This is a genomic window from Arthrobacter sp. YD4 (assembly GCF_030410515.1).
Taxonomy (GTDB): domain Bacteria; phylum Actinomycetota; class Actinomycetes; order Actinomycetales; family Micrococcaceae; genus Arthrobacter.
Map to the genome: position 1 here is coordinate 608,941 of NZ_JAUHHD010000001.1, position 11,448 is coordinate 620,388.

Annotated in this window: 12 protein-coding genes and 1 tRNA gene; 6 read left to right on the forward strand and 7 right to left on the reverse strand. The window is 70.2% G+C overall.

What is annotated here, in order from left to right:
• The first annotated feature begins 8 nt into the window (after window positions 1-8).
• Window positions 9-85, forward strand: a tRNA-Pro gene (locus QWJ39_RS02810).
• A 166-nt stretch (window positions 86-251) separates the two neighbouring features.
• Here the strand turns inward: QWJ39_RS02810 and QWJ39_RS02815 are convergent.
• Window positions 252-470 carry a hypothetical protein gene (locus tag QWJ39_RS02815; RefSeq protein WP_290256171.1) on the reverse strand — a complete coding sequence of 73 codons (219 nt, stop codon included), beginning with the start codon at window positions 468-470 and terminating at the stop codon, window positions 252-254.
• A 131-nt stretch (window positions 471-601) separates the two neighbouring features.
• Between QWJ39_RS02815 and QWJ39_RS02820 the strand changes: the two genes are divergently transcribed.
• On the forward strand, window positions 602-1,885 hold the full coding sequence (locus tag QWJ39_RS02820; protein WP_290256172.1) for a helix-turn-helix transcriptional regulator: 1,284 nt from the start codon (window positions 602-604) through the stop codon (window positions 1,883-1,885).
• A 27-nt stretch (window positions 1,886-1,912) separates the two neighbouring features.
• Here the strand turns inward: QWJ39_RS02820 and QWJ39_RS02825 are convergent, their stop codons facing one another.
• On the reverse strand, window positions 1,913-2,854 hold the full coding sequence (locus QWJ39_RS02825) for a phosphoribosylaminoimidazolesuccinocarboxamide synthase (protein WP_290256173.1): 942 nt from the start codon (window positions 2,852-2,854) through the stop codon (window positions 1,913-1,915).
• A gap of 2 nt (window positions 2,855-2,856) precedes the next feature.
• Window positions 2,857-4,161, reverse strand: coding sequence for a phosphoribosylamine--glycine ligase (gene purD, locus QWJ39_RS02830; protein WP_290256174.1), 1,305 nt, complete (start codon window positions 4,159-4,161; stop codon window positions 2,857-2,859).
• 166 nt (window positions 4,162-4,327) lie between these two features.
• Between purD and QWJ39_RS02835 the strand changes: the two genes are divergently transcribed.
• The 3 genes from QWJ39_RS02835 to QWJ39_RS02845 are packed head-to-tail and all read left to right on the forward strand — an operon-like array spanning window position 4,328 to window position 7,289.
• Window positions 4,328-5,866: a molybdopterin-dependent oxidoreductase gene (locus QWJ39_RS02835; RefSeq protein WP_290256483.1), complete on the forward strand. Its 1,539-nt coding sequence runs from the start codon at window positions 4,328-4,330 to the stop codon at window positions 5,864-5,866.
• Between the two features lie 36 nt (window positions 5,867-5,902).
• On the forward strand, window positions 5,903-6,919 hold the full coding sequence (locus QWJ39_RS02840) for an asparaginase (RefSeq protein WP_290256175.1): 1,017 nt from the start codon (window positions 5,903-5,905) through the stop codon (window positions 6,917-6,919).
• A 4-nt stretch (window positions 6,920-6,923) separates the two neighbouring features.
• Window positions 6,924-7,289, forward strand: coding sequence for a sterol carrier family protein (locus QWJ39_RS02845; protein ID WP_290256176.1), 366 nt, complete (start codon window positions 6,924-6,926; stop codon window positions 7,287-7,289).
• A gap of 96 nt (window positions 7,290-7,385) precedes the next feature.
• On the opposite strand, the gene QWJ39_RS02850 is transcribed toward QWJ39_RS02845, so the two are convergent.
• A complete protein-coding gene (locus tag QWJ39_RS02850; protein WP_290256177.1) occupies window positions 7,386-8,144 on the reverse strand; it encodes an SDR family oxidoreductase in 759 nt (252 codons plus the stop codon).
• Window positions 8,145-8,228: 84 nt separating this feature from the next.
• Here QWJ39_RS02850 and QWJ39_RS02855 point away from each other — a divergent pair, with 84 nt between their 5' ends.
• Window positions 8,229-9,161, forward strand: coding sequence for a CHAD domain-containing protein (locus tag QWJ39_RS02855; protein WP_290256178.1), 933 nt, complete (start codon window positions 8,229-8,231; stop codon window positions 9,159-9,161).
• 13 nt (window positions 9,162-9,174) lie between these two features.
• Here QWJ39_RS02855 and QWJ39_RS02860 read toward each other — a convergent pair whose 3' ends face one another.
• The 3 genes from QWJ39_RS02860 to QWJ39_RS02870 all read right to left on the reverse strand — a co-directional run bounded on the left by QWJ39_RS02860 (window position 9,175) and on the right by QWJ39_RS02870 (window position 11,434).
• The gene (locus QWJ39_RS02860) at window positions 9,175-10,350 is read right to left on the reverse strand and encodes a zinc-dependent alcohol dehydrogenase (protein ID WP_290256179.1); all 1,176 of its coding nucleotides are present in this window, start codon (window positions 10,348-10,350) and stop codon (window positions 9,175-9,177) included.
• Window positions 10,351-10,455: 105 nt separating this feature from the next.
• On the reverse strand, window positions 10,456-11,148 hold the full coding sequence (locus QWJ39_RS02865; protein ID WP_290256180.1) for an HAD family hydrolase: 693 nt from the start codon (window positions 11,146-11,148) through the stop codon (window positions 10,456-10,458).
• Window positions 11,135-11,434, reverse strand: coding sequence for a hypothetical protein (locus QWJ39_RS02870; RefSeq protein ID WP_290256181.1), 300 nt, complete (start codon window positions 11,432-11,434; stop codon window positions 11,135-11,137). The genes QWJ39_RS02865 and QWJ39_RS02870 overlap by 14 nt, the downstream gene beginning before the upstream one ends.
• Between the last annotated feature and the right edge of the window lie 14 nt (window positions 11,435-11,448).

The following is an 11,448-nucleotide window of genomic DNA, read 5'->3' on the forward strand; positions in this document are numbered from 1 at the left end:
CAACGGATCGGGATGTGGCGCAGCTTGGTAGCGCGCGTCGTTCGGGACGACGAGGTCGCAGGTTCAAATCCTGTCATCCCGACCAGTCAAAAGAGGGCCTTCCAGCTGGAAGGCCCTCTTTTTTGTGCCCTCCCCGGGTATGCAGCTTCGGGGCGGCCGGACCAAAACTCCGGCAGACACGTCACGGCCCCGACATCCTGGGATGCCGGGGCCGTGGAGTCTGCCGGTCGGTTATGAAATCGAATCAGGGATTACATCGGGTCGGGCCAGTTGCCGACGTTGGTGGAGTAGGTCATCGGGTCCGGCCAGTTGCCCACCGCGGAGGCCACGCGCATCGGGTCGGGCCAGTTGCCGACGGCGGTAACCTGCGTGGAATCGGAGCTTGAGCCGGCGGCGATGATGCCGGGAGCCGCTGCGGAGAAGGCCAAGGCCCCTGCGAGTGCCAGGCCTGCTGCAATCTTCTTCACCATGGTGATCCTCAAATCTTGAGTCGGAGTCGTTACCAAGTCTGTAGTTTCCTTGTTGACATACATTGTAAAATTTCTTCCACAGAGACTGTCAAGCATTTAGTACATCGATTGTCCGGAATGAGGTGGGATCCGTGGGGAACGGATTTGGCGAAAAACTCCGCGCGGAGCGGTTGGACCGCGGGCTCACGCAGGCGGAACTGGGCAAGGATTTGTACTCGCCCAGCTACATCTCCCTGCTCGAAACCGGGCGCCGCGAACCCACCGCCGACGTCATCGAGGAACTGGCCCGCCGCCTGGACCTGGCCCCGAAGGCCCTGGAGGCCTGGAGCCAGCCGGTCTCCATCAGCGACGCCGAGTACGTGCTGGCCGGCCTCTACGCCCGCCAGGCCTGGGATCTCCGGGACTACCCGCTGGCCGCGCAGCACGCCGCGACCGCCGCACAGATCGCCCTGGAGTCCAAGAACACCAGCGCCTGGTGGAACATGACCTACATGCAGGCCGAGTGCCTGATCAAGCAGGGCCTCTGGGCCGAGTGCCGGGCCATGGTCCAGCGCCTCCTGGACCACCCGCTGGCCGCCGAATCGGCGGGCCTGGGGGTCCGGGCCCGGCAGATGCTCGCCGCCGCCGCCCAGGGCCAGGGCCAGCTGAAGGACGCCGTCGACTACGCCCAGGAGGCTGTCCGGCTCTGCGCACAGCTGCCGAAGGGCTCCACCATGATCATCGGTGCCCTGCGCGCCCTGATCGGAGCCCTGGCCGAGAGCGGCCGCCTGGACGAGGCATGGAAGTACTGCCAGGAGATGAACGCGGAGATGGAAGGCCAGTCGCTGCCGCAGCTGGCCGGCGAGGTGGCCTGGGTGGTGGGCAACGTCGCCTTCATGCGCCACGACTACGCGGAGGGCATCAAGTACCACGAGGAGGCCGGCAAGCTCCTCTCCCCCGCCTACGACATCGACCTCTGGGCCCGGTTCAACAAGGCCTCCGCCGCGGTGCGGCTCTCCTCCGGGATCGTCGAGCCGGAAACCCTGTCCGCGATCGAGCGGGCGGAGCTGGCCCTCTCGATCGTCGGCGGCACGGACACGGACCGTCTGGAGGTCGCGTTCATCCGCGCCAGGTGGCTTTACCTCACCGGGGACATCATGGGCGCGGTGCAGAAACTGCGCGAGATCCACGTGGAACGCTCGCTCCTGGCCAGGCACACGGCCGGTGAGGTGTCGCTGCTGCTGGGCAAGGCGCTCAAGGCCGCCGGCGAGGTGGAGGAGGCGCTGGTCTACTTGGACGAGGCGCAGAAGGACTTTAGCGCCGCCGGGGCCTCGGACCGCGTCCAGCAGGCGCTGGACGCGGTCCTGGAGATCAAGCTGGCCCAGCGCCGCGCCGAGGCGGCGTCCGCCGGCAGTCAGCAGCCGGCCACCAGTTAGCCGCCGGCAGTTAGCAGCGGAGGCGCCTCAGGCGAAGCTGCGGCCGGTCAGAAGCTCGTAGGCCTCCACGTAGCGGCTCCGGGTGCGGGCGACGACGTCGTCCGGCAGCGCGGGCGGCGGCGTGTCGGAGGACTTATCCCAGCCCGACGAGGCGGAGGTCAGCCAGTCTCGGACGTACTGCTTGTCGTAGGAGGGCTGCGCCTTGCCCGGCTCGTAGGTGGCGGCGTCCCAGAACCGTGACGAATCGGGCGTCAGCACCTCGTCGCCGAGGGTGATCACGCCGGTGGCGGCATCCACGCCGAACTCCACCTTGGTGTCCGCGAGGATGATCCCGCGTCCCCGGGCGATGTCCTCGGCCTTGGTGTAGATCTCCAGGGTCAGGTCCCGCAGCCGCGCGGCGGTATCGGCCCCGACGAGGTCCACGACGGCGTCGTACGTGATGTTCTCGTCGTGCTCGCCCACCTCGGCCTTCGCGGAGGGGGTGAAGATGGCATGCTCCAGCCGGGAGCCGTCGACCAGCCCGGGCGGCAGCGGGATGCTGCAGACCGTGCGGGACTGCTGGTATTCGGCAAGGCCGGAGCCGGTGAGGTAGCCGCGGGCGATGCATTCGACCGGGAACATGTCCAGCTTCTTGCAGATCATGGCCCGGCCCTCCACCTCTGCCGGGACGCCGTCGGCGGCCGTGGCGGCAAGGACGTGGTGTTCGACGCCGAGCTGTTCGAACCACCACAGGCTCAGCTGGGTCAGGATGCGGCCCTTGTCCGGGATCTCGCTGGCCAGCACGTGGTCATAGGCGCTGATCCGGTCGCTGGCCACCACCAGGACGCAGTCCTGGCCTACACGCTCCGTGATGGCGGGGTCCGCCGGCGCGTAGAGGTCGCGGACCTTGCCCGAGTAGATGTGCTTCCAGCCCGGCAGCTCGGGGGCCTGGGTCTGAAGGCCGCCGGCGAGGGGTTCGTGTGCGTTCATGGTCAGGACTTCGCTTTCGTCGCGGCGGCGGGGCCGGCCACGGTGATCGCACCGCGGGCGGCCTTGGCACCGATGTCGGTGCGGTACTGGGATCCCTCCAACTGGATCAGCTCGACGCCGTCGTACGCCCGTTCCCGGGCCTCGACCAGATCCGTTCCAAGCGCGACGACGGCGAGGACACGGCCGCCGGCCGAGACCACCTTGCCGTCGTCGTCCAGCCGGGTGCCGGCGTGGATGACGTGGACGCCCTCCAGGGCCTCGGCCTTCTTGAGCCCGCGGATCCGGTCACCGGTGCGCGGGGTGCCGGGGTAGTTTTCGGCGGCGACGACGACGGCCACCGCGGTGTCCCTGGACCAGCGCAGCGGCTGGGCCTCGGCGAGTTCGCCCTTCGCGGCCGCCATCAACAGACCACCCAAGGGGGTCTTGAGCCGGGCCAGGACCGCCTGCGTCTCCGGGTCCCCGAAGCGGACGTTGAACTCGATCACCCGGGTGCCGCGCGAGGTCAGCGCCAGGCCGATGAAGAGCACTCCGACGAACGGGGTGCCGCGGTGGGCCATCTGGCTGACAGTGGGCTGCGCCACCCGTTCCAGGACCTCGTCCACGAGGCCTTCCGGCGCCCATTCCAGCGGGGTGTACGCGCCCATGCCGCCCGTGTTGGGGCCCTCGTCGTTGTCGAAAATGCGCTTGAAGTCCTGGGCCGGGGAGAGCGCCACCGTGGTATTGCCATCGCAGAGGACGAAGAGCGAGACCTCGGGGCCGTCGAGGAACTCCTCGATGACCACGGAACCGCCGGCGTCGAAGCAGCTCTGCGCATGGGCCAGCGCCTCGTCCCGGTCGTTGGTGACCACGACGCCCTTGCCCGCGGCGAGCCCGTCGTCCTTGACGACGTACGGGGCGCCGAAGGTGTCCAGGGCGTCGGCGGCTTCCTCGGCGTTGGAGGCCACGCGGGCCATGGCCGTCGGCACGCCGGCCTCGGCCATGATGTCCTTGGCGAAGGCCTTGGAGGCCTCGAGCTGGGCGGCGGCCTTGCTGGGCCCGAAGACCGGGATCCCGGCTTCACGGACGGCGTCCGACACGCCCGCGGCGAGCGGCGCCTCGGGGCCGACGACCACCAGGTCCACGGCCAGCCGGGTCGCCAAGGCGGCGACGGCGTCGGGATCGTTGGCGTCGATGGCGTAAGTGGGGACCAGTGTGCTGATGCCGGCGTTCCCCGGGGCCGCGTGGACCTCGGAGACATTCGGATCGGCGAGCAGGGAACGGACAATGGCGTGTTCGCGGCCGCCGGGGCCGATGACGAGTACCTTCACAGTTCCCTAGGGTACTTTGTGCACCCGGCAGGCTCCTAAGCTGTGTCGGGCCGGCAATCCCCCGGGCCGGCGGCTCCGAATAAGGGATATGACATCGTCCAGCAGCACCCAGCCCGGCACCACCGCGCGGACGCGGAAGCGTTTCCTGCCCTCGGGGCCCACGGTCATGGCCGCCCTGGCCGGGGTGGTGTCCGCCGGCGTCGTCCTGGCCGTCGCGGAACTCGTAGGGGCCTTCTTCACGGCCCGCGCCACCCCGCTGATCGCCCTCGGCTCGACCTTCATCGACTTCACCCCGCCGTGGATGAAGGACTTTGCGATCGCCACGTTCGGCACCAATGACAAGGCAGCCCTCTTCGCCGGGATGGGCCTGACCATCTTCCTCCTCGCCTGCGTCCTCGGCATCGTCGCCTACCGGCGCTGGTCGCTCGGCGTCGCCGGCGTGCTGCTGATGGGCGCGGTGATCGTCGCCAGCGTAGTGACGCGCGCCAGCGTCAAACCACTAGATGCGATCCCCTCGCTGATCGGCACCGCAGCGGGCCTGGTGGCGCTGCGGTTCCTGATCGGCAAAGTCTGGCGGATGCGGTCCTGGCCCGACGCCGAGGTCGGGCGCAGCGCCAAGGAACCGGACCGTCCGGCCACCAGCCGGCGCGCCTTCTTCGCCGCAACCGGCATCACCGCTGTCGGGGCCGCCGTGGCCGCCACCGGTGGCCGGCTGCTCAGCGCCGCCCGCAGCAACGTGGCCAAGGCCCGCGAGAGCCTGACCCTGCCCACCCCGGTCAAGGCCGCCGCGCCGGTGCCTGCCGGGGTGCAGTCCAAGGTACCCGGCGTCACGCCGTGGCTGACCCCGAACAAGGACTTCTACCGGATCGACACCGCCCTCAGCGTGCCCGAGGTCAACGCCCAGGACTGGGAACTGCGAGTCCACGGCATGGTGGAGCAGGAGGTCCGGCTCAGCTTTCAGGATCTCCTGGACGCGAAGCTGATCGAATCCCACGTCTCCCTGACCTGCGTGTCCAACCCGGTGGGCGGCAACCTGGCCGGCAACGCCAAGTGGCTGGGCATGCCCATCCGGGACGTCCTCGCGATGGCCCGGCCCAAGGACGGCGCCGACATGGTGCTCTCCACCTCTGTGGACGGTTTCAGCGCCTCCACCCCGATCGAGGTGTTGCGGGATGACCGCGACGCGATGCTGGCCATCGGCATGAACGGCGAGGCGCTGCCGCTGGAACACGGCTACCCGGTGCGGATGGTGGTCCCGGGCCTGTACGGCTTCGTCTCCGCCACCAAGTGGGTGGTTGACCTGGAGGTGACCCGGTTCGCGGACGCCAAGGCCTACTGGACCCAGCGCGGCTGGTCCGAGCGCGGACCGATCAAGACCATGGCCCGGGTGGAGGTGCCCAAGTCCTTCGCCAAGGTCCCCGCCGGCAAGGTAGCGGTGGGCGGCACCGCCTGGGCGCAGACCCGCGGCATCACCAAGGTGGAGATCCAGATCGACAACGGACCCTGGACCCCGGTGGAACTGTCCACCGAGGCGTCCCTGGTGACGTGGCGGCAGTGGTCCTATGAGTGGGACGCCACCCCCGGACCGCACTACCTCAAGGTCCGCGCCACCGACGGAACCGGCGAGGTGCAGACGGACAAGCGGGCCGATCCAGTCCCCGACGGCGCCTCCGGCTGGCAGTCCGTCATGGTCACCGTGGAGTAACCGGGCGACGGCGGCCCGGGCACCTAGACTGGCAGCATGCCTCTGAACCCGCATGCCACCTTCTCCGTCGATTCCGCCGTCGAACTGGCGGTGGTGGAGCGCAGCGGCTTCATCGAATCACGGCACATCGGGTCCGCCGTCGTGCTCTCCGCCGACGGCCAGGTGGTCACCGAACTGGGCGACATCGCCGCCCCGGTGTTCGCCCGCTCCACCTTGAAACCGCTGCAGGCGCTCGCCGCGATGCAGGCCGGCGTCCCCCTCCGCGGCGCCCAGGTAGCGATCGCCTGCGGCAGCCACGTCGGGTCCCTCGACCACATGGACGTGGTGGAGGGCATGCTCAAGGCCGCCGGCGTGACCGAGGACCAGCTGCAGTGCCCGGCCGACTGGCCGGCCGACGAGACCGCCCGGACCTGGCTGGTGCAGACCGAGCGCGGCAAGTCCCGGCTGGCCTTCAACTGTTCCGGCAAGCATGCCGCGTTTCTCTGGGCCTGCACGGAGAACGGCTGGGACACGCACAGCTACCTCGAGCCGAACCATCCGCTGCAGCAACGGGTCCGCTCCGTGATTGAGGAATACTGCGGGGAACGGATCGCCCACCTGGGCATCGACGGCTGCGGCGCCCCCGTGGCCGCCGTCTCACTCACCGGCTTGGCCCGCGCCTACTCGCAGCTGGCCAAGGCCCCCGGTGACCATCACTCCAACGCCCGGGCCGCCACCATCGCCACCTCCATGCTGGACTACCCCTGGGCCGTCCAGGGCCGCGGCGAGGCCAACACCATCGTGATGAACGACCTCGGCATCATCGCCAAGATCGGCGCCGAAGGCGTCCTGGCCATGGCCACCCCGCAGGGCGTCGCCGTGGCCATCAAGGTCCTCGACGGAAATATCCGGGCCACCACCCTGGTGGGGCTGACCCTGCTGGCCGCCGCCGGCGCCGTGGACATTCCCGAGGTCTCCAGCGTGCTCGAAAAAGTCATCGACCCGGTGCTGGGAGGTGGCCGGCCGGTGGGCAAGATCCGCCTCGGCCACGCCGTCTCGGCGCTGCTGGACTAGGGCCATGGCAGTGGCACGGCGCCGGATCCCGGTGGACGAAGGACGCGCGGCCCTGGCGGCCTGGCGTGCAGCCACGGACGGGGCGGTACCCCGCGCCACCGTGGCCACCGCCGTCCGCTTCACCCTGGAGGAAGTCACGGCCCGGGCGCCCGGGAACTCCGTGGAGGTCCGGGTGCCCCCGTTCGGCGTCACCCAGTGCGTGGAGGGCCCGCGGCACACCCGAGGCACTCCCCCGAACGTGATCGAGTGCGACGCCGCCACCTGGCTCGCCATGGTCACCGGCTCCCTGGCCTGGGCGGACGCGGTGGACGCCGGCAAGGTGGCCGCCTCGGGCCTCCGGGCGGACCTGTCCCGGCTGCTTCCGCTCTAGTCCCGTCAGGGCGGGGGCGGAAGGGCCGGCCCCCACGATTGAGCCCGGCCACTGCGGCAGGGCCGCCGCAGTGCCGCTGCGCCGGTGCGGGGAACCTCAGCCGCGGCCGATGAAGGGCATGCCGGCGGCGGTAATGACCACCGATCCCACACTGGCGGCGGCCGGCATCCCGGCCATCATCAGCACCGCCCTGGCCGCATCCTCCACCGGGAAGGTCGGCTCCACCTTCCGGCTCCCGTCCGCCTGAAGGGCCCCGTCGCCCACGCCGATCGTGTCCATCAGCCCGGTGGCGGCGTTCCCGATGTCGATCTGGCCGCAGGTGATGCCGAAGCCGCGGCCGTCCAGCTCGATGCTCTTGGTCAGCCCGGTGATGGCGTGCTTCGTCACGGTGTAGGCCACGGACCGGGGCCGGGGCGAGTGCGCGGAGATGGAGCCGTTGTTGATGATCCGGCCGCCCTGCGGCGTCTGCTCCTTCATCGCCCGGACCGCGGCACCGGCACAGAGCAGGGACCCGGTGATGTTCACCGCCGCCGTCGCCTCCCAGTCCTCGGGGCTGAGCTCGTCCACGCTCGCCGACGGCCCGAAGGTGCCGGCGTTGTTGAACAGCACGTCCACCCGGCCCCAGCGCTCCAGCGTCGCCGCGAAGAGGCGTTCGACGTCGTCGGGCCGGCTGATGTCGCACGGTACGGGGAGCGCCAGGGCGTGCCCGGCACCGGTCTCCAGCAGCTTCTCTTCCCGCCTGCCGGCCAGGACCACGCGGTAGCCCTCGGCCAGCATGAGCCGGGCCACGGCCCGTCCGATGCCGGATCCCGCTCCTGTGACGACAGCGACCGGGCCGGCGTGGTGGTGTGTCATGGGCTCTCCTGGGGCGTGGCGGCGGGTGCGGTTCAGCCCAGCCTATGCCGGGCGGGGCCGGTCGCTGAAGACGTACAGTGAAGCGTGGCATCCACCGCGGGAGACGTCGTACTGGCCTACCTGGCCCGGCGGGTGGCCGAGGTGCGCCGCCTGGCGCCCGGCGCCGCGGCAGGCCGGGTCGAGGACATCCACCAAATGCGGGTCGCAGTCCGGCGGCTCCGCTCTGTCCTGGGTTCCTGCCACTCCCTGTTCGACGGAAGTGCGGTCGACCCGCTGCGCGACGAACTGCGCTGGCTCTCGGGGGTGCTGGGCGCGGCCCGGGACCCCGGCGTGGTGCGGGACCGGCTCCTGGAAGCGGCGGCCCGGGAGCCTGCGGCCCTGCGCTGGGCGGGGGACCCCGCGGCGGATCTGATCCGGACGCGGCTGGACGCCGATGCGGCGGCAGGGCTCGCCGCGGCGGCGGACGCCCTCACAGGCGCCCGCTACGAGCGGTTGCTGGCAGCCATCGATACCTGCCTCGCCGACCCGCCGCTGGCCCCTGCCGCCGCCGACCCGCCGCTGGCCCCTGCCGCCGCTGCCCCGGCGCGCAGGGTGCACCGCGCCGTGCGCCGGGACTCAAAGCGGCTGGTCCGGACCGCCGCAGCCCTGGCTGAAGCCAATGGGGGCGCGGAGCACGACGTCGTGTTGCACACGGTGCGCAAGGCCGCCAAGCGGCTGAGGTACTCCGCCGAGCTGATGCTGGAGGCCGTCCCGGACGGGCCGACCAAGCGGCTGAAGTACGCCCGCCGGGCGGCCAAGGGGGCCCGGACAGTACAGCAGGTCCTGGGCCTGCATCAAGACAGCGTCATGGCCCGGTCGGTTCTCGTTGAGCTGGCCAGGGAATCAGACCCGGGCGCCGGCGCCGGGTCCGCCGTCGGCTTCGGCCTCGGCCGGCTGCACGCCGCGGAGGACGTACGTGCAGCGGCGGCCGAGAAGAAGTTCCACAAGTCCTGGCGGAGGCTGCGGCGCAAGCTGTAAACCCGTCGGCTGCCTAGGGCTTCAGGACCACCTTGATACAGCCGTCCTGCTTCTTCTGGAACATCTCGTACATGGCCGGGGCCTCGCTCAGACTGGCCTCGTGGGTGACAAGGTCCATGACGCCCAGCGGGTCGGCGTCGTCCTCCACCAGCGGCAGCAGGTCCTCGGTCCACCGGCGGACGTTGCACTGGCCCATCCGCAGCTGGATCTGTTTGTCGAACATGGACATCAGCGGCATCGGCGAGGCCTCGCCGCCGTAGACGCCGCTTAGGGAGACGGTGCCGCCGCGGCGGACCGCGTCGAGGGCGGTATGCAGGGCCGAGAGCCGGTCCACCCCGGCGCTCTCGAACGTCTTCTGCGCCAGCTTGTCCGGGAGCAGCCCGGCCGCGTGCTGCATGAAGGAGGCAACCGGCGAATCGTGCGCCTCCATGCCGACGGCGTCCACCACGGAGTCGGCGCCGCGGCCCTGGGTCATGGAGCGCAACTCTTCGGCCACGTCCCTGGAGAAGTCGAGGGTTTCCACGCCGTGCCGCTCGGCCATGGCACGCCGCTCGGCCACTGGATCCACGGCGATGACCCGCAGCCCCAGGTGCCGGCCGATCCGCGAGGCGAACTGCCCCACGGGTCCCAGCCCCATTACGGCCAGGGTTCCGCCCTTGGGCACATCGGCGTACTTCACGCCCTGCCACGCGGTGGGCAGGATGTCCGAGAGGAAGAGGTAGCGCTGGTCCGGCAGTTCCGAGCCCACCTTGATCGGACCGTAGTCTGCATGCGGGACCCGCAGGTATTCGGCCTGGCCGCCGGGCACCGAGCCGTACAGCTCGGAGAAGCCGAACAGCGATGCGCCGGAGCCCTTTTCCTTGACCTGGGTGGTCTCGCACTGGGACTGCAGCCCCATGTTGCACATAAAGCAATTGCCGCAGGAGATGTTGAAGGGAATGACCACGCGGTCGCCAATCGCCAGGTTGGTGACGGCGCTGCCTACCTCGACGACGACGCCCATCGGCTCATGGCCGATCACGTCACCCTTGTGCATGTACGGGCCGAGGACCTCGTATAGGTGCAGATCGGAGCCGCAGATGGCGGTCGAGGTGATTTTCACAATTGCGTCCGTCGGTTCCTGAATGACCGGATCCGGGACCTCTTCCACACTCACGGATCGTTTGCCCTGCCATGTGAGTGCCTGCATGTGCATTCCTCTCTCTCGGGTCGAATCTTTCGGGTGAAAACTGTGGACGGGACCGGCGCGGGGCACGGTTCACTCCACCGGCGGCCAGCGCCGGGTGCCAGTGCGTCAGCGGCTCCGCGCGGCGAGCTTCCCGATGGCGCTGCCGGCGAGGTTGGCGAGCAGGGCGCGCGGGTTTTCGTAGACCTCGGCCGCGCCGGCGTCGCGCAATTCGGCCTCGCTGGTGCCACCGCAGGTCACGGCGACCGTGGGAATGCCGAGTTTGGCGGCGGCCTTGATGTCCCAGACCGAATCGCCGACGTAGACCGCGTCGGCCGCGGCAACGCCCACGGCCTCCAGCGCGGCGACCAGGATGTCCGGCTGCGGTTTGCTCTCCTCCGCGTCGGCCGAGCTGGTGGCCGCGTGCAGGTAGGCGTCGGCGTCGATCGCGGCGCGCAGCATCTCCAGGTCCCGCCCGTGGGCGGAGGAGGCGAGGGCGACGGCGAGCCCGACGTCGTGGCACTGGACCAGGAGTTCGCGGGCCCCGTCGGTGCGGCGCAGCGCCGGCCAGTACGTGGCGAAGACGGCCGCCTGCGAGGCGGTGAGGGCGTCGTCGCCGTCGCGGTCCCGGTCCGGCAGCAGGTGGTCCAGCAGTTTGTCGCCGCCCATGCCAACCGAGCGGTGAATGCTCGCCATCGGCATGTCGAGGCCGGCCTGGCGGAAGGACTGCCACCACGCCAGGGTGTGAAGGTAGGAGGAGTCGACCAGCGTGCCGTCGACGTCGAAGAGGACGGCCGCGCGCGGGTGGTCAGTGATGGGCACGGGTTCGCTTCGTCGCAGCCAGTGTGCCGCCGGTCAGGGAGGATCCACGCCCCGCACCAGCCGTCCGCCGCTTGGCCATCGACGCCATGATCGCGGTCTGACCGTCGCCGCTGCGGTCCCGGACCAGTCCGGTCCCTGCGATCTCGCGGGCCTGGGCGATCCCGGCCACCGCCGCCCGCTTGGTCGGGAAGGTCACGGAGACCGCCATCAGGTCCCCTGCGGCGTCAATCATCCGGATCCGGTACCCGCCGTCGGGTGCGTCTACGAGCTCAAAGTATCCTGCCATCGCCAACTCCTTCA

What these genes read in the sequence shown, in the direction of transcription:
- QWJ39_RS02815 (WP_290256171.1), bottom strand. Translation starts at nt 470, where the DNA reads ATGGTGAAGAAGATTGCAGCAGGCCTGGCACTCGCAGGGGCCTTGGCC.
- QWJ39_RS02825 (WP_290256173.1), bottom strand. Translation starts at nt 2,854, where the DNA reads ATGAACGCACACGAACCCCTCGCCGGCGGCCTTCAGACCCAGGCCCCC.
- QWJ39_RS02835 (WP_290256483.1), top strand. Translation starts at nt 4,328, where the DNA reads ATGGCCGCCCTGGCCGGGGTGGTGTCCGCCGGCGTCGTCCTGGCCGTC.
- QWJ39_RS02840 (WP_290256175.1), top strand. Translation starts at nt 5,903, where the DNA reads ATGCCTCTGAACCCGCATGCCACCTTCTCCGTCGATTCCGCCGTCGAA.
- QWJ39_RS02845 (WP_290256176.1), top strand. Translation starts at nt 6,924, where the DNA reads ATGGCAGTGGCACGGCGCCGGATCCCGGTGGACGAAGGACGCGCGGCC.
- QWJ39_RS02850 (WP_290256177.1), bottom strand. Translation starts at nt 8,144, where the DNA reads ATGACACACCACCACGCCGGCCCGGTCGCTGTCGTCACAGGAGCGGGA.
- QWJ39_RS02860 (WP_290256179.1), bottom strand. Translation starts at nt 10,350, where the DNA reads ATGCAGGCACTCACATGGCAGGGCAAACGATCCGTGAGTGTGGAAGAG.
- QWJ39_RS02870 (WP_290256181.1), bottom strand. Translation starts at nt 11,434, where the DNA reads ATGGCAGGATACTTTGAGCTCGTAGACGCACCCGACGGCGGGTACCGG.